Consider the following 23,009-nt stretch of genomic DNA (forward strand, 5'->3'; position numbering starts at 1 on the left):
CGGCGCTCGATCTCACAGGCGCTGAAGATGCTCCGGCTACCCTTGCCAGGAACCATAGAATCTCCCACAGGGACCGCGCTGGCCTTGGCGTTTGTTACAGGGCAGCGACTCCCTGATCATTGAAAAGGCTCTCGGCCCAGCGCGGTCCCTGTGGGTTGTTGCTGCGCGCTACCACCGACCACCCAGCGCGCGGAACAGGTCGACCTGTGCCTGCGCCAGGCGCCCTTGGGCCTCGACCTGGCTGGCGCGCAGGCGGATCAGTTCGCGTTCGCTGTCGAGCAATGCCAGGCCGTCCACCGTGCCGGCGCGGTAGTTGTTCTGGGCCAGGGCAAAGCCCCGCTCGCTATGGCCAAGCGCTGCCTCCAGTGCCTGCTGGCGCTGCCGCTCACCGGCGTAACGCGCCAGGGCCTGGCGCACGTCCTTTAGCGCATTCAACGCTACGCCCTGGTAGCGGGCGATCTGCGCCTGCTGCAATGCTCGGGCCTTGCCAACCCGCGCGCGATTGGCCTTCAGGTTGGGAAACTGCCAGTGAATCAGCGGGCCGATCCCGAACATCACCGCGCGGCTGTCGCCGAGGTCGGCCAGGTGAGCGGCGGAGGAGGTCAACGAGGCGCCGAAGCTGACCTTCGGGTACAGGTCCGCCCGGGCGATTTCGGTCTCCAGCGCAGCAGCCCGCAGTTCCCGTTCTGCCTGGCGCAGATCCGGCCTTCGCTCAAGCAGGCGCCACCCATCGCCAAGCGGTAGCGGCACCGACACCGTGGGGATGGCGCTACAGTCGCCTACCGGTGCCGCAGCCGCCTGGCCACTGAGCATGGCCAGTTCGTAAAGCGCCATCTGCCGCCTGGCAACGAGCATCGGCAGTTGCGCCCGCACCTGCTCACGCAAGCCCAGCAGGCGCTCGCTGTCGAGCGCCGTTGCCACGCCGGCCTGTTGCTGGCGTTCACCCAGTTGCACGCTGCGCTCGAGGCTTTGCAACGACTGCCTGGCCTGGGCCAGGCGTGCGCCATACACGCATTGAGCCAGGTAGGCGCGGCTGGTCTGGGTGACCACCTGCAGGCGTACCAAGTCCCGTGCTGCAGCGCTGGCATCGGCTTGAGCGCGGGCACGCTCGATGGCCGCACGTACCTGGCCCCAGACATCCACCTGGTAGGCCAGCTCGATGCCGGGGCTGAATTGCCATTGTGACGGCGCATGGCTTTCAGTGGCCTCGGCCAGGGTCTGGTCATCGGCGCTCTTGCCATAGGTTGCGCCAACCTCCACCGCAGTGGCGGGCCAGCGGCGCGCGTCGAATTCACCGATACCCGCCAGCATGGCCTGCACAGTGGAATCTGCCTGGGCCAGGTCCTGGTTATGCGCCAGGGCCAGCTGTACCCAGCGGTTGAGTTGCGGGTCCTGGAACAGCGCCCACCATTGCGCGGGTAACGGCTGCTGGCTGACCCCCGCCGGCAGGTCTGCCAACGGGTTTGCCTGCAGCACGGGTGGCGGCGCGGCGGGGGCCGGCTGCCGCGTGCACGCCGTGAGGGCACCGAGCACGGCGAGCGTGGCGCCCAGCCGGGCAGCGAAGGGAGAAAAGTGCAGTAAAGGCATCACACAGGTCACTTGAAGGGGGTGATGCGAGGTTAACCAGGGATGGGGAAGCGGCGCTGTCGCAAGCAGGACAAGCCTGCGCGCAAGCGGGACAACCTGCTGTTCAGTGACCGCGTGTGAGGTTGTGCTGCCAGTCACTCGGCGCGTAGCCGAGGATGCGCTTGAACATGGCGGTGAACGCGCTTGCACTTTGGTAACCGTGCTCCAGCGCCACGTTGAGAATCGGCTGCCCCTGCGCCAGGCATTGCTGGCTGAGCATTACCCGTGCGCGGGCGCGCCACTCGCCATACGACATGCCCAGTTCGCGTTGAAACAGCCGCGCCACGCTGCGCGCACTCAGGTTCAACTGCGCGCCACACTGCGCCAGCGTCAGGTCCTGGGCCGGGTACTGGAGAAAGCCCTCGCACCAGGCACGCAAGCGCGGGTGCGAGGGCGTGGGCACGAAGGCATGGATGCGCCGAGCGGCGGACAACTCGTTCAGGATCAATGCCCGTGCATGCTCGCCGTCACGCCGGTCGAGCATGCGTGACGCGGCCAGGATCAGTTCCCGCAGCAAGCCGGATACCACGATGACCTGGCAGCACGCGATGCCGGCGTCGAGCAGCAACGTGCGCATGCTCACCACGCCCTGCATGCGGATGGCGTGGCTGACCCCGGCAGGCACCCACAGTGCATGCCCGCCGGGGATCACCCAGTCGCCTCCCGCGCTGCTGACGCGCATTACCCCGCTGGCGGCATAGATCAGCTGGTCTTCAGCGTGGCAATGGCTGGCGACCTGGTCGCCGTGGCCGTAGTCCATTTCCAGTGTTCGCATTCAAGGCATCCTCGATATTGGATCCAATTATACGGCGGTGGATTTTCATCGGGTTGCGATGGTAGGCATGGAAAAGGGGTGACCAAGACGCAAAATGGCTGTTTGGCAGTTGAACGTGGTGAATTATTGCCAAGCGAGTGCTACGCACAACAAGTAAAGCGGCTTCTGTTGTCAGATCCAGACATCATTGACGGCGGTGCGCTCGCCGCCCTCATGCCCGGTGTTCAGAATGCCGCGGGGCTCGATCATCATCAGTTTTGCTTCGCCCTCTGCGGCTGTCCTGTGTTCGATACCGCGCGGCACGACGTACAGCTCACCGGGGTTGACGTACACACAGTCACCGGGCAGATCGATGCGCAAAACACCCTCCAGCACCAGAAATGCTTCGTCGGTTTCCGGGTGTGCATGCCAGATGAATTCGCCTTCAATGCGCACCACCTTGAATTGGTAGTCGTTCATTTCGGCAACGACCCTGGGGCTCCACTGCTGCTCGATCAGCGACGCTTTGTACAGCAGGTTGGCAGGCTGGGAGGGGATACGGGCTTCAGACATGACAATTCCTCGTTGAGTGGAGTGGCCAGCCTAACGGTCTGCAACAGGCGCATCTTGTACGATCCTGCAAGTCAGCGGGTGGGGCGCAGGCGCTCCAGCCAACGCAAGGGCGGCACCCCATAGCAACGGGTGAAATGCCGGGTCATGTGGCTCTGGTCATGAAAGCCGGCAGCAAGGGCCGCATCGACCAGGCTGAAGCCGTCGACCACCATGCGCCGCAAACAGTCGAGGCGGCGCAAGGTGACGAAGCGGTAGGGGCTGGTGCCGTACAGCGTGCGAAAATCACGCGACAGGCTCCAGCGCTCGCGGCCGCTGGCCTGTTCGAGCATGTCCAGGGTAATGCTCTGGTGCAGGTGCGCCATGATGAAAGCCCGGGCCCGCTCGGCGGCTTGGTAGTCCAGGCGCTTGCGCCCGCGTGGTTTGCCGCCGACCGCCAACAAGGCCATGGCCAGGTCGTACAGGGCGTCCTGCTGCTCCATTGGCTCCAACGGGTGGTCCACGGCCTGTACCAGTGCCTCGCTGGCCTGGTACAGCCGTGGGTCGCTGGACAGCCCGCCAGCGATGAAGGGCAGTGGCTGGCCACCCAGCACGTTCTGGATCAGGGCCGGGTCTACGTAAGCCATGCGGTAGCGAAAGCCTGCGTTGGTGCCGGCCATGCCGTCATGCAGCTCGTCCGGGTGCAGCACCAGGGTGTTGCCGGGTATGCCGTGGCGCAGCGAGCCCTTGTAATGGAAGCTTTGCACGCCGGCCAGGGTTCGCCCGACCGAGTAGGTATCGTGGCGATGCGGGTCGTAACCGTGGCTGCCGAACCAGGCTTCGATACGCTCGATGCCGCCCGGCTGGTCGCTGCGGATTACCCAGTCGGACGGTGGCGGGTCAGCTTTACGGTTCATCGCGGTGGGAGCCTGGGCGGAGCACGGCTGGGGCGGCCGTGAGGGGAGGAGAAGGAAGGGTAACCGGACTGTCCGCTGTCGGGCAATCGGGTCGCCGCCAAGGGCCGCCCTGCCAGGTTATCTACCAACGTTGACTCGACCAGGGTGCTTGTCGATGCTGAAATCGAGCAAGCACAACTACAATGGGCCGGGAGCGCCAATGAACCGCAACGAACTGCGCAAAGCCGATATCAACCTGATGGTGGTGTTCGAAGCGCTGATGCAGGAGCGCAACCTTACCCGCGCCGCAGAAAAGCTGTTCGTCGCCCAACCTACGGTCAGCGCTGCGCTGGCGAGGTTGCGGGCGATGTTCAATGACCCGTTGCTGATCCGTGTGGGCAACCGCATGGAGCCATCGGCCCGCGCCCAGGAAGTGATCAAGCACCTCACCCCGGCCCTGGATGCGATGTCTGTGGCCCTTAGCCTGACCCACGATTTCGACCCACTTTCCAGCAAGATGACCTTTCGCATCGGTTTGTCCGATGACGTCGAGTCCGGGCTGTTGCCGCCCTTGTTGCGGGCGCTGCGGGTCGAGGCGCCGAACGTGGTGGTGGTCGTGCAGCACGTGGATTACTGGCGCATTCCCGACTTGCTGGCGGCGGGGGATGTCACGGTCGGCATCAGCCAGACCCGGGGCCTGCCGGCCAATGCCAAGCGCAAGGTATTGCGCTGCATGCAGGCCAGGGTGGTGCGCGCCGACAAATCCACCACGGCGTTGACGTTGGATGAGTTCTGCGCCCGCCCGCACGTTCAGGTTTCGCCTACGGCCAATACCCACGGTGTAGTCGATGACTGGCTCAAGGAGCTGGGGCGCGAACGCCAGGTGGTGTTGTCGGTGCCGCAATTCAGTACGCTGCCGGCGATCCTGGCCGGTACCGAACTGCTGGCCTGCTGCCCCGATTACGCGGCCCAGGGGATGGAGCGCTGGGGCAACCTGCAGGCCGAGCAACTGCCGTTCGCCGCCACGGCGCTGGAGCTGGCCATGGTCTGGCTGAGCACTACCGACAATGACCCGGCCGAGCGCTGGCTGCGCGGCCGCCTGGAGCACTACATGGGCGGTATGGCCTAGCCGGCAGAAGGGTGCTTAAAGGCCCGCTTCCAGGTCCAGCAGGTCCTGCACGGTCTGCCGCCGGCGGATCATCCGCAGTGCACCGTTCTCGATCAGGAACTCTGGCAGCAGTGGCCGGCTGTTGTAGTTGGACGACATTGATGCGCCATAGGCCCCGGCATCGTGGATCACCAGCAGGTCGCCCACCTGTGCTTGCGGCAGGTCTTGCGGGGTGAGTTCCTGGTCGTCCTGGGTGAATACGTCACCCGACTCGCACAGCGGCCCGGCCACCACGGTTGGCTGGCGTGGGCGCTCCACCGGCTGGCCGTTGGCATCGAGCAGGGTCATGCCGTGGTAGGCGCCGTACATGGCCGGGCGCATCAGGTCATTGAAGCCGGCGTCGATCATCACGAAGGTATTGCGCCCCACCTGTTTCACCGCCCGCACCTCGGCCACCAGGTAGCCGCACTCGGCCACCAGGAAGCGGCCGGGTTCGATCTCCATACGCACCGGGTGGCCGAGCATCGCTTCGATTTCCTTGCGTGCCACTGCCCAGGTCTGGGCGTAGCGCTGCAGGTCGACCGGCTTGTCGCTGCTGCGGTAGGGGGTGGAAAGCCCGCCCCCGATGGAAAACGCCTCGATGTCCACCCCCAGGCGGCCGACCAGTTCGATCATCGAGCGGGCTACCTGTTCCAGGTGCTGGTAATCCACGCCCGAGCCAATGTGCATGTGCACGCCGACCAGGTGCAGGCCGTGTGCCTTGATCACGCCCAGCGCTTCGTCCAGCTGCTCATGCCAGATGCCGTGCTTGCTGTTTTCACCGCCGGTGTTGGTCTTGCGGCTATGGCCGTGGCCAAAGCCGGGGTTGATGCGGACCCACACGCGGTGGCCAGGGGAGCGCTCGCCCAGCTGGCGCAGCATGTCGATGGAGCCGGCGTTCACTTCGATCTTTTCTGCCACCACCCGCTCCAGGGTAGGCCGGTCCAGTGCATCGCAGGTCAGCACCACGCCGGCCGGGTCGCCCTGAACGCTGGCGCCGGCAGCGAAGGCCCGCTCCATCTCGCCCAGCGACACGGCGTCCAGCACCAGGCCGTGGCCGCGCATCAGGCGCAGCACGTGCAGGTTGGGGTTGGCTTTCTGGGCGAAGCGTACGGTGTCGAACACCTTCAGCTGTTCGACACGCTCGGCGATGGTGCCGGTGTCGTAGGCCCACAACGGCGAGCCATGTCGGCGCACTGCCTCGGCCAGGAGGGTGAAGGGTGTTGTCATGTTGGCGCTACTCGCTCAGGTGATACCAGGAAGGAAAGCAGGATACGATAAAGGAGGAATTCAGAAAAATAGCTTTTTTTCTGTCGGCCATTCATATCTGATATGGCCACTGTTATTACGCAGGGCGTTGCCGTGAAATTGTCCGTCCGCCATATCGAAGTGTTCCGCGCCATCATGGCGGCGGGCAGCGTCACCGCCGCAGCTCGCCTGCTGTTCACTTCGCAGCCCACCGTCAGCCGCGAGCTGGCCCGGCTGGAGCAGGTCACCGGGCTGAACCTGTTCCAGCGCGAAGGTGGGCGGCTGGTGCCTACAGCCCAGGCACTGCTGTTGATCGAAGAGGTGGAGCGCGCCTATGTCGGGCTGGAGCGGATCGACCGCTTTGCCCAGGCCATTCGCAATTTCGAGCAGGGCCGGTTGGCCATCACCTGCCTGCCGCTGTTCTCGCAAACCCTGCTGCCCAAGGCCTGCCAGCGCTTTCACCAGCAGCACCGGGGGGTGAGTGTGAGCATTCTGGCCCAGGAATCGCCGTTGCTGGAGGAGTCACTGGTGGCCCAGCAGCACGACCTGGGCCTGACCGAGGTCGAGCAGATACCGCGCGGGGCGTATGGGGAGCGGCTGTTCAGCGCCAACATGGTGTGCGTGCTGCCCGAACACCACCCGTTGCAGGCCAAGGCCGAGCTGGCGTTGAGCGATTTTCACGAAGTCGATTTCATCAACCTGGCCAGCCTGGACACCTACCGCCAGCAACTGGACCAGCACTTTCGCGCGGCGGGTGTGAACCGCCGCACGGTGATCGAGACGACCAGTGCGGCCTCGGTCTGCGCCATGGTGCGCCAGGGCCTGGGGGTTGCCATCATCAATCCGCTGAGCGGCCTGGAGGCCGCGCAGGGCGGGCTGCCGATCCGGCCGTTGCGGGTATCGGTGCCATACCAGGTGATGCTGATCCGCCCGGATCATCGGCCGGCTTCGGCTGCGGTGGAGCCGTTTTGTGAGGCATTGCGGGCGCAGGCTAAAGCAATGCAACAAGCGCTGGCATGAGCAGGGGCGACGCGCGGCGTATGAAGCCCTAAAGCTCGCAGACGAAGGTGCCAGTGCCGGCCAGGATGTTCTCCAGGGTTTCCTTCACCTCATCCAGGTCACTGAGGTCGCTGGTCAGGTTGATTTCCAGCACCTCATCCCCCTTCAGCGCATCGCGGTCACCGGCCGCCACTTCGATCAGCAGGCGCTTGGCACTCAAGGTCACTTTCAGCCCGTCCAGCGTCGACGGCTCGTCATCCAGGGTCAGGTCGACGGTGTCTTCGTCCGGGTAGCGGGTAAGCAGGAACATCTGGCCCTTGTCGCTGTGGCAGCACAGGGTCGCCATGTTGTCTTCCTCGTCATCGCAAGGGGTGGCGAACAGCAGGGCGGTGTTGATTTGCATGAGCAGGCTCGGATCAAAGGAAACGGAAGGGAATTCTGACAGTCTTGGCTACATGCATAAACGTAAAGTTACCGCCCCTTGACCGAAATTGTCGCAGCGCTGCAAGCCTTGATGACCGATCAGTCGTTAAGCTTCGCCAAGCCCGGGCGTGCCTGCGCACGTTCCACCTCTGGTTTTTACCGTCCGCCTTGCCACGGGTTGGCTATCGTTGATCCGTAAATGGCGCACGCAGCGACGCTTCAACTATTACAAAGCCCAAGCGGAGTACCACAGATGGCGTTCTTCACCGCAGCCAGCAAAGCCGACTTCCAGCACCAACTGCAAGCGGCCCTGGCGCAGCACATCAGCGAACAGTCCCTGCCACAAGTGGCGCTGTTCGCCGATCAGTTCTTCGGCATCATCTCTCTGGACGAACTCACCCAGCGCAGGCTTTCCGACCTGGCCGGCTGCACCCTGTCGGCCTGGCGCATCATCGAGCGTTTCGACCCCCAGTCCCCGCAAGTACGCGTGTACAACCCCGATTACGAACGCAACGGCTGGCAGTCGACCCACACCGTGGTCGAGGTGCTGCACCACGACCTGCCGTTCCTCGTCGACTCGGTACGTACCGAGCTCAACCGCCGCGGCTATAGCATCCACACCCTGCAAACCACCGTGCTCAGCGTGCGCCGGGGCGCCAACGGCGAGCTGCTGGAGCTGCTGCCCAAGGGCAGCCGGGGCGAGGGGGTGCAGCACGAGTCGCTGATGTACCTGGAGATCGACCGCTGCGCCAACGCCGCCGAACTGGCCGTGTTGACCCGCGAGATCGAACAGGTGCTGGCTGAGGTTCGGGTGGCGGTTGCCGACTTCGAGCCGATGAAAGCCAAGCTGCAGGAAGTGCTCGCCAAGGTGGAGCAAACCGCGTTCGGCCCGGCGCAAAACGAGAAGGGCGAGGTCAAGGCCTTCCTCGAGTGGCTGCTGGACAACCACTTTACCTTCCTCGGCTATGAGGAATTCACCGTTGCCAGCACCGCCGATGGCGGCCAGATGGTCTACGACGAACAGTCGTTCCTCGGCCTGCCGCGCCGCCTGCGTGTGGGCCTGACGGCCGACGAACTGCGCATCGAAGACTACGCCGTGGCTTACCTCAACGAGCCGCTGCTGCTGTCGTTCGCCAAGGCCGCGCTGCCCAGCCGCGTGCACCGCCCGGCCTACCCGGACTACGTCTCGATCCGCCAGCTGGACGCCGACGGCAAGGTCATCAAGGAGCACCGCTTCATGGGCCTGTACACCTCGTCGGTGTACGGCGAAAGCGTGCATGCCATTCCGTATATCCGCGGCAAGGTCGCGGAAGTGGAGCGCCGCTCGGGCTTCGATCCCAAGGCTCACCTGGGCAAGGAGCTGGCCCAGGTGCTGGAGGTGCTGCCGCGCGACGACCTGTTCCAGACGCCAATCGACGAGCTGTTCACCACGGTCATGGCGATCGTGCAGATCCAGGAGCGCAACAAGATCCGCGTGTTCCTGCGCAAGGACCCGTACGGCCGCTTCTGCTACTGCCTGGCCTACGTGCCGCGGGAAATCTACTCCACCGAAGTGCGGCAGAAGATCCAGCAGGTATTGATGGAGCGCCTGAAGGCCAGCGACTGCGAGTTCTGGACGTTCTTCTCCGAGTCGGTGCTGGCCCGCGTGCAGTTGATTCTGCGGGTCGACCCGAAAAACCGCATCGACATCGACCCGCAGCAGCTGGAGCGCGAAGTGGTGCAGGCCTGCCGCTCGTGGCGCGACGACTATTCTGCGCTGGTCGTGGAGAACTTCGGCGAAGCCCAGGGCACCAACATCCTGGCCGACTTCCCCACCGGCTTCCCGGCGGGCTACCGCGAGCGTTTCGCCGCCCACTCGGCGGTGGTCGACCTGCAGCACGTGCTCAACCTGTCGGAAAGCAAGCCCCTGGCGATGAGCTTCTACCAGCCGTTGACCCAGGTCGGCGAGCGCATCCTGCACTGCAAGCTGTACCACGTGGACACGCCGCTGGCGCTGTCCGATGTGTTGCCGATTCTGGAAAACCTCGGCCTGCGCGTACTCGGCGAGTTCCCGTACCGGCTGCGCCATGCCAGTGGCCGTGAGTACTGGATCCACGACTTCGCCTTCACCTACAGCGAAGGCCTTAGCCTGGATATCCAGCAGCTCAATGACACCCTGCAGGACGCGTTCATCCATATCGTGCGCGGCGATGCCGAGAACGATGCCTTCAACCGCCTGGTGCTGACCGCCGGCCTGCCTTGGCGCGACGTGGCACTGCTGCGTGCCTACGCCCGTTACCTCAAGCAGATCCGCCTGGGCTTCGACCTTGGCTACATCGCCAGCACCCTGAACAACCACACCGACATCGCCCGTGAGTTGACCCGGCTGTTCAAGACCCGCTTCTACCTGGCGCGCAAGCTGACCCAGGACGACCTGGACGACAAGCAGCAGCGCCTGGAACAGGCCATTCTGACCGCGCTGGACGAGGTGCAGGTACTCAACGAAGACCGCATCCTGCGCCGCTACCTGGACCTGATCAAGGCCACCCTGCGCACCAACTTCTACCAACCGGACGCCAACGGCCAGAACAAGTCGTATTTCAGCTTCAAGTTCAACCCGCGTCTAATTCCCGAGCTGCCCAAGCCGGTGCCCAAGTTCGAGATATTCGTCTATTCGCCGCGGGTCGAGGGCGTGCACCTGCGCTTTGGCAACGTGGCCCGTGGTGGCTTGCGCTGGTCCGACCGCGAAGAAGACTTCCGCACCGAAGTGCTCGGCCTGGTCAAGGCCCAGCAGGTGAAGAACTCGGTGATCGTGCCGGTGGGTGCCAAGGGCGGCTTCCTGCCGCGGCGCCTGCCGCTGGGTGGCAGCCGTGACGAGATCGCGGCCGAAGGCGTGGCGTGCTACCGCATCTTCATTTCCGGCTTGCTCGACATTACCGACAACCTCAAGGATGGCGGCGTGGTTCCGCCGGCCAACGTGGTGCGCCACGACGATGACGACCCGTACCTGGTGGTGGCGGCCGACAAGGGTACCGCGACCTTCTCCGACATCGCCAACGGCATTGCCATCGACTACGGTTTCTGGCTGGGCGACGCCTTCGCCTCGGGCGGTTCGGCCGGCTACGACCACAAGAAAATGGGCATTACTGCGCGCGGCGCCTGGGTCGGCGTGCAGCGGCACTTCCGTGAGCGCGGCATCAACGTGCAGGAAGACCCGATCACCGTCATCGGTGTGGGGGACATGGCCGGCGACGTATTCGGCAACGGCCTGCTGATGTCCGACAAACTGCAATTGGTGGCCGCGTTCAACCACCTGCACATCTTCATCGACCCCAACCCCGAGCCGGCTTCCAGCTTCGCCGAACGCAAGCGCCTGTTCGACCTGCCGCGCTCGGCCTGGACCGACTACGACACCAGCATCATGTCCGAAGGCGGTGGCATCTTCCCGCGCAGCGCCAAGAGCATTGCCATCAGCCCGCAGATGAAGGAACGCTTCGCCATCGAAGCCGACCGCCTGACCCCGACCGAGTTGCTGAACGCGTTGCTCAAGGCCCCGGTCGATCTGCTGTGGAATGGTGGGATCGGCACCTACGTCAAGGCCAGCAGCGAAAGCCACGCCGACGTCGGCGACAAGGCCAACGACGCGCTGCGGGTCAACGGCAACGAGCTGCGCTGCAAGGTGGTGGGCGAGGGTGGCAACCTGGGCATGACCCAGCTTGGCCGGGTGGAGTTCGGCCTGCACGGCGGGGCGACCAACACCGACTTCATCGACAACGCCGGCGGCGTGGACTGCTCTGACCACGAGGTCAATATCAAGATCCTGCTCAATGAAGTGGTGCAGGGTGGCGACATGACCGAGAAGCAGCGTAACCAGCTGCTTGGCAGCATGACCGATGAAGTCGCCAGCCTGGTGCTGGGCAACAACTACAAGCAGACCCAGGCGCTGTCGCTGGCCGCCCGCCGCGCCCGTGAACGCATTGCCGAGTACAAGCGCCTGATGGCTGACCTGGAGGCGCGGGGCAAACTGGACCGTGCCATCGAGTTCCTGCCGTCCGAGGAGCAACTGGCCGAACGCCTGGCCGCCGGCCATGGCCTGACCCGTGCCGAGCTGTCGGTGCTGATCTCGTACAGCAAGATCGACCTCAAGGAGCAGTTGCTGAAGTCGCAGGTGCCCGACGACGACTACCTGACCCGCGACATGGAAACCGCCTTCCCGCCGTCGCTGGTCAGCAAGTTCGCCGAATCCATGCGCCGCCACCGCCTGAAGCGTGAAATCGTCAGCACCCAGATCGCCAACGACCTGGTCAACAATATGGGCATCACCTTCGTCCAGCGCCTGAAGGAGTCGACTGGCATGAGCCCAGCCAACGTGGCCGGGGCTTACGTGATCGTGCGCGACATCTTCCACCTGCCGCACTGGTTCCGCCAGATCGAGGCCCTCGACTACCAGGTGCCGGCGGAGGTCCAGCTGACCTTGATGGACGAGCTGATGCGCCTGGGCCGCCGTGCAACCCGCTGGTTCCTGCGCAGCCGCCGCAACGAGCAGGACGCCGGGCGCGACACCGCGCACTTCGGGCCGAAAATCGCGCAGCTCGGGCTCAAGCTCGATGAGTTGCTCGAAGGCCCGACCCGCGAACGCTGGATGGTGCGCTACCAGGGCTTCGTCGAGGCTGGCGTGCCGGAACTGCTGGCGCGCATGGTGGCGGGTACCAGCCACCTGTACACGTTGCTGCCGATCATCGAAGCGGCTGACGTTACCGGGCATGAGCCGGCGCAGGTGGCCAAGGCGTTCTTCGCCGTGGGCAGCGCGCTGGACCTGACCTGGTACCTGCAGGAAATCAGCAACCTGCCGGTGGAAAACAACTGGCAGGCGCTGGCCCGCGAGGCCTTCCGTGACGACATCGACTTGCAGCAGCGGGCGATCACCATTTCGGTCCTGCAAATGGCCGACGGGCCGCAAGACATGGACGCCCGTGTGGCGCTGTGGGCCGAGCAGCACCGGGTGATGGTAGAGCGCTGGCGCGCGATGCTCGATGACCTGCGCAATGCCAGCGGCAACGACTATGCGATGTATGCGGTGGCCAACCGCGAGCTGGTCGACCTGGCCATGAGCGGGCAGGCCGCGGTGGTGCCTTCTTAAGCTGCAAGCTGCAAGCTGCAAGCTACAAGCTACAAGCTGCAAGCGGAGCTCACTGGTTTCGCTTGCAGCTTCTGGCTTTAGCACTGTTTAGATCGCGTACACAGCCCCCGCTTTTTCTTGAAGCTTGAAGCTTGAAGCTTGAAGCTTTCCTACTTGAACCGCCGCTCCACGCCTTTCTCCACCAGGATCTTCGCCGAAATCTCTTCCACCGAAAAATGCGTGGAATTGATGTTGGGAATGTTCTCCCGGCGGAACAAACTCTCCACCTCGCGCACCTCGAACTCGCACTGGGCAAAGCTTGAGTAACGACTGTTGGGCTTGCGCTCGTGGCGGATGGCCGTGAGGCGGTCAGGGTCGATGGTCAGGCCGAACAGCTTGTTGTGGTGCTTTTTCAGCACTGCCGGCAACTGCAGGCGTTCCATGTCGTCTTCGGTCAGGGGGTAGTTGGCGGCGCGGATGCCAAACTGCATGGCCATGTACAGGCAGGTTGGGGTCTTGCCGCAGCGCGACACACCCACCAGGATCAGGTCGGCCTTGTCGTAGTAGTGCGTGCGCGCGCCGTCGTCGTTGTCCAGGGCGAAGTTCACCGCCTCGATGCGTTCCATGTAGTTGGAATTGCCGCCGATCGAATGGGACTTACCCACGGAATACGACGAATGGGCGGTCAATTCCTGCTCAAGTGGGGATAAAAACGACGAAAAGATGTCGATCATGAAGCCATTCGACGTGGCCAGGATCTCACGTATGTCCTGGTTGACGATGGTGTCGAAGATGATCGGGCGCACCCCGTCACGCTCGGCCGCGGCATTGATCTGCTGGACCATGGTCCGCGCCTTGTCGGGCGAATCGATATACGGCCGGGTGAATTTGTTGAACGGGATGCTCTCGAATTGCGCGAGCAGACTCTGGCCCAGGGTTTCGGCTGTGATACCGGTGCCATCGGAGATGAAGAACGCGGTTCGTTTCATTTGCGACCTGGGCCTTAAGCTGATGAAGATTCTTGGATATGATAAGTTCGGTTTGCCGAATGCGGCTGTCGACATTCTGCCACATTTGCAAAGCCTATTTTCCAGGTACAGGCCACAAACGCCCGGCCAAGTCATAGCGGACAGGCGGGCGCCCTTTGAGCTTTTCCAACACAGTTAGTGGAGAGATCACCTTGGTAGAGTACGTAGTTTCCCTCGATAAGCTCGGCGTCCATGATGTGGAGCATGTGGGGGGCAAGAACGCATCCCTGGGCGAGATGATCAGCAACCTTGCCGGTGCTGGTGTATCGGTGCCGGGCGGCTTTGCCACTACGGCGCAGGCGTACCGCGATTTTCTCGAGCAGAGTGGCCTCAACGATCGAATCCATGCGGCGCTCGACGCCCTCGACGTGGATGACATCAACGCCCTGACCAAGACCGGCGCGCAGATCCGCCAGTGGGTCATGGAAGCCGACTTCCCGGCGCGTCTGGATTCGGAAATCCGTACGGCGTTTGCCGAAATGGCCGCTGGCAACGACAACATGGCCGTTGCCGTGCGCTCCTCTGCCACTGCTGAAGACTTGCCGGACGCCTCGTTCGCCGGCCAGCAGGAAACGTTCCTCAACATCCGCGGCGTGGACAACGTGATCCGCGCGGCCAAGGAAGTGTTCGCTTCGCTGTTCAACGACCGTGCCATTGCCTACCGCGTGCACCAGGGCTTCGATCACAAACTGGTCGCCCTGTCTGCCGGTGTGCAGCGCATGGTTCGTTCCGAAACCGGCACCGCCGGTGTCATGTTCACCCTCGATACCGAATCGGGCTTCCGCGACGTGGTGTTCATCACCGGCGCCTATGGCCTGGGTGAAACCGTGGTACAGGGTGCGGTCAACCCTGACGAATTCTACGTGCACAAGAACACCCTGCAGGCTGGCCGCCCGGCTATCCTGCGCCGCAACCTGGGCAGCAAGGCGATCAAGATGGTCTATGGCGATGAAGCCAAGGCCGGCCGTTCGGTGAAAACCGTGGAAGTCGACCGCGCCGAACGTGCGCGCTTCTGCCTGAGCGACGCCGAGGTCAGCGAACTGGCCAAGCAGGCGATGATCATCGAGCAGCACTACCAGCGCCCGATGGACATCGAATGGGCCAAGGACGGTGACGACGGCAAGCTGTACATTGTCCAGGCCCGCCCCGAAACCGTGAAAAGCCGCTCCAGCGCCAATGTCATGGAGCGCTACCTGCTGAAGGAAAAGGGCACGGTACTGGTCGAAGGCCGTGCCATCGGCCAGCGCATCGGCGCCGGCAAGGTCCGCGTGATCCACGATGTATCGGAAATGGACAAGGTGCAGCCAGGCGACGTGCTGGTTTCCGACATGACCGACCCGGACTGGGAACCGGTAATGAAGCGCGCCAGCGCCATTGTCACCAACCGCGGTGGGCGTACCTGCCACGCGGCGATCATTGCCCGTGAGCTGGGTATTCCGGCCGTGGTCGGTTGCGGCAACGCCACCCAGGTGCTCAAAGACGGCCAGGGCGTCACGGTTTCCTGCGCCGAAGGCGACACCGGCTTCATCTTCGAGGGTGAACTGGGCTTTGACGTCAAGCAGAACTCGGTCGATGCCATGCCCGAGCTGCCGTTCAAGATCATGATGAACGTCGGCAACCCGGACCGGGCCTTCGATTTTGCCCAGTTGCCCAACGCAGGCGTGGGCCTGGCGCGCCTGGAATTCATCATCAACCGCATGATCGGCGTGCACCCCAAGGCACTGCTGAACTACGCAGGCCTGCCTGCCGACCTCAAGGACAGTGTCGACAAGCGCATTGCCGGCTACAACGACCCGGTCGGCTTCTACGTCGAGAAACTGGTCGAGGGCATCAGCACCCTGGCCGCGGCCTTCTACCCGAAAAAGGTCATCGTGCGCCTGTCGGACTTCAAGTCCAACGAGTACGCCAACCTCATCGGCGGCAAGCTGTACGAGCCGGAAGAAGAGAACCCGATGCTGGGCTTCCGCGGTGCCTCGCGCTACATCAGCGAGTCGTTCCGTGACTGCTTCGAACTCGAGTGCCGCGCGCTCAAGCGCGTACGCAACGAGATGGGCCTGACCAACGTCGAAATCATGGTGCCCTTCGTGCGTACCCTGGGCGAGGCCAGCCAGGTCGTCGACCTGCTCGCCGAAAACGGCCTGGCCCGTGGCGACAACGGCCTGCGCGTGATCATGATGTGCGAGCTGCCGTCCAACGCCATTCTCGCCGAGGAATTCCTGGAGTACTTCGACGGCTTCTCGATCGGCTCCAACGACCTGACCCAGCTTACCCTGGGCCTGGACCGTGACTCGGGCATCATTGCCCACCTGTTCGACGAGCGTAACCCGGCCGTGAAGAAGCTGCTGGCCAACGCCATTGCCGCGTGCAACAAGGCTGGCAAGTACATCGGCATCTGCGGCCAGGGCCCTTCGGACCACCCGGACCTGGCCAAGTGGCTGATGGAGCAGGGCATCGAAAGCGTGTCGCTGAACCCCGACTCGGTACTCGAAACCTGGTTCTTCCTCGCCGAAGGCCAGGGCGCAGCCTGACGCAATAAAACGCGGGGGGCGTCTGGCGTGCCCCCGCCTGGTTTTTTCCAGGGCGAGTTCCAGCAATGGATCCCGCCCTTTTTTGTGCACCAAGCAACCTTATGCAAAGCAGTAGCCGTTTATTTCCCGTGGCCTTGCTCAGTGCCGAGCGCCGCGGCGACCTCAGTGAAGACGTGTACCGGATCAAGGCCGGCAACAGCCCTGATCCCAGTGTGGAGTTGGCCGTTACCCGCCTGGGGCTGGCCGACCAGGAGCACGCCCAGGGCGTGCCGGTGATTCTGCTGCATGGCAGTTTTTCCAACCGGCGTTTCTGGTATTCGCCCAAGGGCATCGGCCTGGGGGCCTATCTGGCTCGGGCCGGTTTCGACGTATGGATCCCGGAAATGCGTGGCCACGGCCTGTCGCCACGCAATGCAGCCTGGCGACACAACAGCGTAGCCGGCTACGCCCGTGACGACCTGCCAACCATCAACGCCTTCGTGCGCGAAAAAGCCGGCCAGGCGCCGCACTGGGTGGGCCACTCACTGGGTGGAACAACCTTGGTGGCAGCCTTGGGTGGCGGTTTTCTGACCGCCGACCAGGTCGCGAGCGTGGCACTGTTCGGCACACAGGTCAGCCGCGTGTACTGGCCGTTGAAAGTCCCGCCAGTGGCCTGGGGCGCGAAGTGGCTGCTCAAGCGCTGGGGGCAGATTTCCGGGCCGCGCTTCAAGCGTGGGCCAGAGGACGAACCCCTGGGGCTGGCCTTGGAAAGCCTGCGCTGGCATGGCTTGTTCGGGCGTTTTGGCGACAAGAAGCAGGATTGGTGGGCAGGGCTGGCTGAGGTTGATGTGCCGCTGTTGGCAGTGGCCGGCGCCGGTGACTTCCAGGACCCGGTGTGGGCCTGCCGCAAGCTGTTCGAGCAGGTGGGGGGCGAGCGCAAGCAGTTCCTGCGGCTGGGGCGTGAAGAAGGTTTTGAAGCCTTCGGGCATGTCGACATGCTGGTGAGCAAGGCTGCGCAGGTGCAAGTGTGGCCGCTGGTGGAGCGCTGGCTGCGTAACCCGCTGTTGCCGGTGCATGCGTCCACAGTGGTTGCAGAGCCTGTGCCGGTCAGCTGAGTTTGCGTCGCCTGTGCTGGCCTCTTCGCGGGCGCGCCCGCTCCTACAGGTACTGCACAAGCCTGCGAACCTGTGACAATCCTGTGGGAGCCGGCTTGCCGGCGATAGGGCCGGCACAGGCAAAACACACATGACTACCTAGTCCCGGATGACTGCAATGGGCTCTACGGTGTAGCCTTGGCCGATACCCGCTTTCGTTGTGACTGACAGGAGCTTCCCATGCAGCATTACGTAACGCCCGACCTGTGTGACGCCTACCCGGACCTGGTTCAGGTGCTGGAACCGATGTTCAGCAACTTCGGTGGCCGTGATTCGTTTGGCGGCCAGATCGTCACCATCAAGTGCTTCGAGGACAACTCGCTGGTCAAGGAGCAGGTCGAACTCGACGGCAAAGGCAAGGTGCTGGTAGTCGATGGCGGTGGGTCGCTGCGTCGCGCATTGCTGGGTGACATGCTTGCCGAAAAGGCTGCCAGGAACGGCTGGGAAGGCTTGTTGATCTACGGCTGCGTACGCGACGTCGATGTATTGATCCAGACCGACGTCGGCGTGCAGGCGCTGGCCAGCCACCCAATGAAGACCGACAAGCGCGGCATCGGCGACCTCAACGTGGCAGTGACCTTCGCCGGCGTGACGTTCCGCCCGGGCGAGTATGTGTACGCCGACAACAATGGCGTGCTGGTGTCGCCAAGCCCGTTGAAAATGCCGGAGTGATGCGCCGCACGCGCTGATGGAGCTTTGATGTTCGAGGAAGACAACGCGCAGTGGGGGCTGGTGCATGCCCTGGTGCTCGATGGCAAAGGCGGCGCGCGCTCGATTGCCCGTACCGAACTGGCCGACCTGCAATTGCAGCCCCAGCAGAGCCTGTGGCTGCACTGGGACCGCAGCCACCCGCAAACCCGTACCTGGCTGCTGAATGAAAGCGGCCTCAGCGAGTTCGCCTGCGAGCTGCTGCTGGAGGAAAACACCCGCCCGCGCTTGCTGCCCATGGCCGATGAACAGCTGCTGCTGTTCTTGCGTGGGGTCAACCTGAACCCGGGTGCCGAGCCGGAAGACATGGTCTCGGTGCGCATTTTCGCCGAGGCGCAGCGGGTCATCTCGCTGCGCTTGCGGCCCCTGCGCGCCAGCGACGAGGTGCTCCAGCTACTGGAACAGGGCAGGGGGCCCACATCCGCATCCGAACTGCTGCTGCTGATGGGGGAGCTGCTGACCGAAAAGGTGCAGGGCCTGGTCAGTGATCTCGCCGAACTGGTCGACCTGGAAGAAGAAAAGGTTGAATCCGACGAACGGTATACACCCGAACAAGGCAGCCTGCAGCAGATCCGTCGGCGGGCCGCCGGGTTGCGCCGGTTCCTGGCCCCGCAACGGGAAATCTATGCCCAGTTGTCACGCAGCAAGTGGGGCTGGTTCGCCTATGCCGATGCCGATTACTGGAACGAGCTTAACAACAGCCTGATCCGCTACCTGGAGGAGCTGGAGCTGACCCGCGAGCGCGCCGCGCTGGTGCTGGAGAGCGAAGACCGGCGCCGTAGCGAGCGGATGAACCGCACCATGTACCGCTTTGGCATCATCACCTGCATCTTTCTGCCGATGAGCTTCATCACCGGGCTGTTGGGCATCAATGTCGGTGGCATTCCGGGGGCGCAAAACCCCTACGGCTTCCTGTTCGCCTGCATTGTGGTGCTGGGGCTGGCGGTGGGGCAGTGGTGGTTGTTCCGCCGGTTGCGGTGGGTATGACGCGTGGGTGGGCTGCAGGCGAACATCACACCATTCGAAACATTCGTGCCAATCGGATGTGTGACCCATCGCCGGGCCATCTCGTCTCTAGCTGACACTGCGCGAGGTGCACATGCACGATCCGTTTGAAGAATCCCTGCGCGACCTGCTCAAGGCGTCACCCTCCGGCAACGACCGGGACGACCGGGATGACGCTGCCTGCTTGGGCCGCGTGCTGAAAACCGCCAACCGCCAGGTCGGTGCGGGTGATCTGTTCAGCTTGCTTGGCCGCTGGAGCCAGGCGCTGCTGATTGCCGTGAACAATGGCTCGGCGCATGTCGCGCCGGTGCGTCGACACACTTCCCGCAACGCTGCCACTGGCAGCAAAGCAGATAAGGCCGATTGAATATGGAACTCGATCTCTGGACCCAGAGCCTGGTCACCGCGATGACCGCCCTTTGGACCAAAGTGGCGAACTTCATCCCTAACCTGTTCGGCGCACTGGTCGTGGTGCTGCTCGGTTTCGTGGTAGCCAAGCTGCTCGATACACTGCTGTCCAAACTGCTGGCCAAATTCGGCCTGGACCGCCTCATGGCCGGTACCGGCCTGACCAAAATGCTGGGCCGGGTCGGCATACAGGTGCCCATTTCCACCCTGATCGGCAAGATCGTCTACTGGTTCGTACTGCTCATCTTCCTGGTTTCCGCCGCTGAATCGCTGGGCCTGGAGCGGGTTTCGGCGACCCTCGACATGCTTGCCCTGTACTTGCCGAAGGTGTTCGGCGGGGCCCTGGTGTTGCTGGCCGGCGTGCTGCTGGCACAGGTGGCCAATGGCCTGGTGCGCGGTGCTGCAGAAGGCATTGGCCTGGAGTATTCGGCAGGCCTGGGGCGTATCGCGCAAGGGCTGGTCATCATCATCAGCATTTCGGTGGCCATCAGCCAGCTGGAGGTGAAAACCGACCTGCTCAACCATGTGATCGTCATCGGCTTGATTACCGTTGGTCTGGCGGTTGCCCTGGCCATGGGCCTGGGCAGCCGCGAAATTGCCGGGCAGATTCTGGCCGGCATTTATGTTCGCGAGTTGTACCAGGTAGGCCAGCAGGTGCGGATTGGAGAGGTCGAAGGGCTCATCGAGGAAATCGGCACGGTGAAAACCACCCTGCTGACCGATGAGGGGGAGCTGGTGTCGTTGTCCAACCGCGAGCTGCTGGAACAGCGAGTCAATAGCCGCTAACCGCGTGAAAGCTGTTAATGTATGCCGCCGCGAAATTCGACCCAAGGGGTCGCGCGGCGACATTGACCTGACTGTCGGCCAGATCCGTTTTGAATAAAGTTCCTACGCCGCCCATGCGTTATGACCCTCGCGAGCTCACCGACGAAGAGTTGGTGGCGCGTTCGCATGAGGAGCTGTACCACGTCACCCGCGCCTATGAGGAGCTCATGCGGCGCTACCAGCGGACCCTGTTCAACGTTTGTGCACGTTATTTAGGGAACGACCGTGACGCGGACGATGTCTGTCAGGAAGTGATGCTGAAGGTGCTATATGGCCTGAAGAACTTCGAGGGTAAATCCAAGTTCAAGACCTGGCTCTACAGCATCACCTACAACGAGTGCATTACCCAGTACCGCAAGGAGCGCCGCAAACGGCGGTTGATGGATGCCCTGAGCCTTGACCCTATTGAAGAGGCGTCCGAGGACAAGGCACCGAAGCCGGAAGAAAAAGGCGGGCTGGACAAGTGGCTGGTGCATGTGAACCCGATCGACCGCGAGATCCTGGTGCTGCGTTTTGTCGCAGAGCTGGAGTTCCAGGAGATCGCCGACATCATGCACATGGGCCTGAGCGCGACGAAGATGCGATACAAGCGTGCGCTAGACAAGCTTCGTGAGAAATTTGCGGGCCTCGATGAAACTTAGTCGTCTGCAAATATCTCTAACGAATCGGCGAGTTCTGCTAGACTTGCCGTCGAGTTGTCCCCCTTGTTTATGGTGGGACTGCTTAACTATCACCAGATGGGGATTTAACGGATGAAATTGAAAAACACCTTGGGCTTGGCCATTGGTTCGCTCGTAGCCGCCACCTCGATTGGCGCTATGGCACAAGGTCAAGGCGCCGTCGAGACTGAAATCTTCTACAAGAAAGAATTCTTCGACAGCCAGCGCGACTTCAAGAACGACGGCAACCTGTTCGGCGGTTCGATCGGTTACTTCCTGACCGACGACGTTGAACTGCGTCTGGGCTACGACGAAGTGCACAACGCTCGTGGCGATGACGGCAAGAACATCAAGGGCTCGAACACCGCCCTGGACGCCGTTTACCACTTCAACAACCCGTACGACGCTATCCGTCCGTACGTTTCCGCTGGTTTCTCCCACCAGTCGCTGGGCCAGACCGGCCGTGGCGGTCGTGACCACTCCACCTTCGCCAACGTTGGCGCTGGTGCCAAGTGGTACATCACCGACATGTTCTACGCCCGTGCTGGCGTTGAAGCCCAGTACAACATCGACCAGGGCGACACCGAGTGGGCCCCAAGCGTTGGTGTTGGTCTGAACTTCGGCGGTAGCCCGAAGCAAACCGCAGCCCCTGCTCCAGCACCTGTTGCTGAAGTTTGCTCCGACTCCGACAACGACGGCGTGTGCGACAACGTCGACAAGTGCCCAGACACCCCGGCCAACGTTACCGTTGACGCCGACGGCTGCCCGGCTGTTGCCGAAGTCGTTCGTGTTGAGCTGGACGTGAAGTTCGACTTCGACAAGTCGGTCGTCAAGCCAAACAGCTACGGCGACATCAAGAACCTGGCTGACTTCATGAAGCAGTACCCACAAACCACCACCGTGGTTGAAGGTCACACTGACTCCGTGGGTCCAGACGCTTACAACCAGAAGCTGTCCGAGCGTCGTGCCAACGCTGTCAAGCAAGTCCTGACCCAGCAGTACGGCGTAGAATCCAGCCGTGTTGACTCGGTTGGCTACGGCGAAACCCGTCCGGTTGCTGACAACGCCACCGAAGAAGGCCGTGCTATCAACCGTCGCGTTGAAGCTCAGGTAGAAGCTCAGGCCAAGTAATTGGTTTGAAGCTTCACGAAAAACCCGGCCTCGGCCGGGTTTTTCTTTGGCTGGGTTTTACCGGCCGGCGGGCCGTGGCTGTCAGCCGGTAGCGGCCACCCACTGCTGAGCCACCTGCGCCCCAACCACCTCGCCAATCACCAGGATCGCCGGGCTACGCAAGGCGAACCCACGCGCATCCTCGACCATCCCCTGCACATCGCTCCTGCACTCGCGTTGCTCGGGCAGCGAGGCATTCTCGATCATGGCCACCGGCATGCCGGGTGCCATCCCCCCGTCCAGCAACCCTTGGCGGACCTGCTCCAGCCGGGCCACGCCCATGTACACCACCAACGTGGTGCCAGCCTGGGCCAATGCTGCCCAGTTCAGTGCGCTGTCATCCTGGGTATGCGCGGTCACCAGCGTTACCCCGCGGCTAACGCCCCGCGAGGTCAGGGAAATACCGCACTGCGTGGCGCCTGCCAGGCCTGCGGTGATGCCGTTGACAATTTCCACCTCGATACCATGCCCCTGCAGCCACAGGGCCTCCTCGCCGCCGCGGCCGAAGATGCACGGGTCGCCACCCTTGAGCCGCACCACACAGCGCCCTTGGCGGGCGTGGCGCAACATCAGGCGCTGGATGAACGCCTGCGGCGTCGAGCGGCAGCCGCCACGCTTGCCCACTGCAATAACCCGCGCCTGCGGGCAATGCTCCAGCACTGCCGGGTTGACCAGGTCGTCGATCATCACCACTGCCGCTTCCTGCAAGGCGCGTACAGCCTTGAGGGTGAGCAGTTCCGGGTCACCCGGGCCGGCACCGACCAGCCACACTTTTGCATTCATTCGCGTTTCCTCATTGGCAAGG

Annotated in this window: 19 protein-coding genes; 11 read left to right on the forward strand and 8 right to left on the reverse strand. The window is 63.2% G+C overall.

Features of this window, described 5'->3' with window-relative positions:
* Window positions 1–168: 168 nt before the first annotated feature.
* The 4 genes from EGJ22_RS16400 to EGJ22_RS16415 form a co-directional block, all read right to left on the reverse strand.
* Window positions 169–1,587, reverse strand: a complete 1,419-nt coding sequence (locus EGJ22_RS16400; RefSeq protein ID WP_220464479.1) for an efflux transporter outer membrane subunit — start codon at window positions 1,585–1,587, stop codon at window positions 169–171.
* A gap of 103 nt (window positions 1,588–1,690) precedes the next feature.
* On the reverse strand, window positions 1,691–2,401 hold the full coding sequence (locus EGJ22_RS16405; protein ID WP_029887877.1) for a helix-turn-helix transcriptional regulator: 711 nt from the start codon (window positions 2,399–2,401) through the stop codon (window positions 1,691–1,693).
* A gap of 171 nt (window positions 2,402–2,572) precedes the next feature.
* A complete protein-coding gene (locus EGJ22_RS16410; protein ID WP_029887876.1) occupies window positions 2,573–2,953 on the reverse strand; it encodes a cupin domain-containing protein in 381 nt (126 codons plus the stop codon).
* 71 nt (window positions 2,954–3,024) lie between these two features.
* Window positions 3,025–3,846 (reverse strand): AraC family transcriptional regulator, encoded by an 822-nt coding sequence (locus tag EGJ22_RS16415; protein ID WP_029887875.1) that lies wholly within the window; start codon window positions 3,844–3,846, stop codon window positions 3,025–3,027.
* Between the two features lie 199 nt (window positions 3,847–4,045).
* On the opposite strand from EGJ22_RS16415, the gene EGJ22_RS16420 reads away from it, so the two are divergent.
* Window positions 4,046–4,954 carry a LysR substrate-binding domain-containing protein gene (locus tag EGJ22_RS16420; protein ID WP_156326592.1) on the forward strand — a complete coding sequence of 303 codons (909 nt, stop codon included), beginning with the start codon at window positions 4,046–4,048 and terminating at the stop codon, window positions 4,952–4,954.
* A gap of 15 nt (window positions 4,955–4,969) precedes the next feature.
* On the opposite strand, the gene lysA is transcribed toward EGJ22_RS16420, so the two are convergent.
* On the reverse strand, window positions 4,970–6,202 hold the full coding sequence (lysA, locus tag EGJ22_RS16425) for a diaminopimelate decarboxylase (RefSeq protein WP_029887873.1): 1,233 nt from the start codon (window positions 6,200–6,202) through the stop codon (window positions 4,970–4,972).
* Window positions 6,203–6,334: 132 nt separating this feature from the next.
* Here lysA and EGJ22_RS16430 point away from each other — a divergent pair, with 132 nt between their 5' ends.
* On the forward strand, window positions 6,335–7,240 hold the full coding sequence (locus EGJ22_RS16430) for a LysR family transcriptional regulator (protein ID WP_029887872.1): 906 nt from the start codon (window positions 6,335–6,337) through the stop codon (window positions 7,238–7,240).
* A gap of 28 nt (window positions 7,241–7,268) precedes the next feature.
* On the opposite strand, the gene EGJ22_RS16435 is transcribed toward EGJ22_RS16430, so the two are convergent.
* The gene (locus EGJ22_RS16435; RefSeq protein ID WP_009684028.1) at window positions 7,269–7,622 is read right to left on the reverse strand and encodes a hypothetical protein; all 354 of its coding nucleotides are present in this window, start codon (window positions 7,620–7,622) and stop codon (window positions 7,269–7,271) included.
* Between the two features lie 273 nt (window positions 7,623–7,895).
* On the opposite strand from EGJ22_RS16435, the gene EGJ22_RS16440 reads away from it, so the two are divergent.
* Complete coding sequence (locus EGJ22_RS16440) at window positions 7,896–12,761, forward strand: NAD-glutamate dehydrogenase (RefSeq protein WP_029887871.1); 4,866 nt, start codon at window positions 7,896–7,898, stop codon at window positions 12,759–12,761.
* 149 nt (window positions 12,762–12,910) lie between these two features.
* On the opposite strand, the gene EGJ22_RS16445 is transcribed toward EGJ22_RS16440, so the two are convergent.
* Window positions 12,911–13,729: a pyruvate, water dikinase regulatory protein gene (locus EGJ22_RS16445; protein WP_012271263.1), complete on the reverse strand. Its 819-nt coding sequence runs from the start codon at window positions 13,727–13,729 to the stop codon at window positions 12,911–12,913.
* A gap of 191 nt (window positions 13,730–13,920) precedes the next feature.
* Here EGJ22_RS16445 and ppsA point away from each other — a divergent pair, with 191 nt between their 5' ends.
* The 8 genes from ppsA (at window position 13,921) to EGJ22_RS16490 (ending at window position 22,165) form a co-directional block, all read left to right on the forward strand.
* Window positions 13,921–16,296 carry a phosphoenolpyruvate synthase gene (gene ppsA, locus EGJ22_RS16450; protein WP_029887870.1) on the forward strand — a complete coding sequence of 792 codons (2,376 nt, stop codon included), beginning with the start codon at window positions 13,921–13,923 and terminating at the stop codon, window positions 16,294–16,296.
* Between the two features lie 101 nt (window positions 16,297–16,397).
* On the forward strand, window positions 16,398–17,390 hold the full coding sequence (locus EGJ22_RS16455; RefSeq protein WP_029887869.1) for an alpha/beta fold hydrolase: 993 nt from the start codon (window positions 16,398–16,400) through the stop codon (window positions 17,388–17,390).
* Between the two features lie 219 nt (window positions 17,391–17,609).
* Window positions 17,610–18,101 (forward strand): ribonuclease E activity regulator RraA, encoded by a 492-nt coding sequence (gene rraA / locus EGJ22_RS16465; RefSeq protein ID WP_009684023.1) that lies wholly within the window; start codon window positions 17,610–17,612, stop codon window positions 18,099–18,101.
* Window positions 18,102–18,128: 27 nt separating this feature from the next.
* Window positions 18,129–19,124 (forward strand): zinc transporter ZntB, encoded by a 996-nt coding sequence (locus tag EGJ22_RS16470; protein WP_029888070.1) that lies wholly within the window; start codon window positions 18,129–18,131, stop codon window positions 19,122–19,124.
* 112 nt (window positions 19,125–19,236) lie between these two features.
* Entirely contained in the window at window positions 19,237–19,509 is a 273-nt protein-coding gene (locus tag EGJ22_RS16475; protein WP_009684021.1) for a hypothetical protein, read from the forward strand.
* A gap of 2 nt (window positions 19,510–19,511) precedes the next feature.
* Window positions 19,512–20,336: a mechanosensitive ion channel domain-containing protein gene (locus tag EGJ22_RS16480; protein WP_029888071.1), complete on the forward strand. Its 825-nt coding sequence runs from the start codon at window positions 19,512–19,514 to the stop codon at window positions 20,334–20,336.
* A gap of 113 nt (window positions 20,337–20,449) precedes the next feature.
* Window positions 20,450–21,016 (forward strand): RNA polymerase sigma factor SigX, encoded by a 567-nt coding sequence (gene sigX / locus EGJ22_RS16485; RefSeq protein WP_016500791.1) that lies wholly within the window; start codon window positions 20,450–20,452, stop codon window positions 21,014–21,016.
* Between the two features lie 111 nt (window positions 21,017–21,127).
* The gene (locus EGJ22_RS16490; protein ID WP_009684019.1) at window positions 21,128–22,165 is read left to right on the forward strand and encodes an OmpA family protein; all 1,038 of its coding nucleotides are present in this window, start codon (window positions 21,128–21,130) and stop codon (window positions 22,163–22,165) included.
* Window positions 22,166–22,246: 81 nt separating this feature from the next.
* On the opposite strand, the gene cobA is transcribed toward EGJ22_RS16490, so the two are convergent.
* Window positions 22,247–22,987 (reverse strand): uroporphyrinogen-III C-methyltransferase, encoded by a 741-nt coding sequence (gene cobA, locus EGJ22_RS16495; RefSeq protein ID WP_029887897.1) that lies wholly within the window; start codon window positions 22,985–22,987, stop codon window positions 22,247–22,249.
* Window positions 22,988–23,009: the final 22 nt, after the last annotated feature.

Origin of the sequence: Pseudomonas sp. p99-361 (assembly GCF_003935475.1) — a bacterium.
Lineage (GTDB): Bacteria > Pseudomonadota > Gammaproteobacteria > Pseudomonadales > Pseudomonadaceae > Aquipseudomonas > Aquipseudomonas juntendi.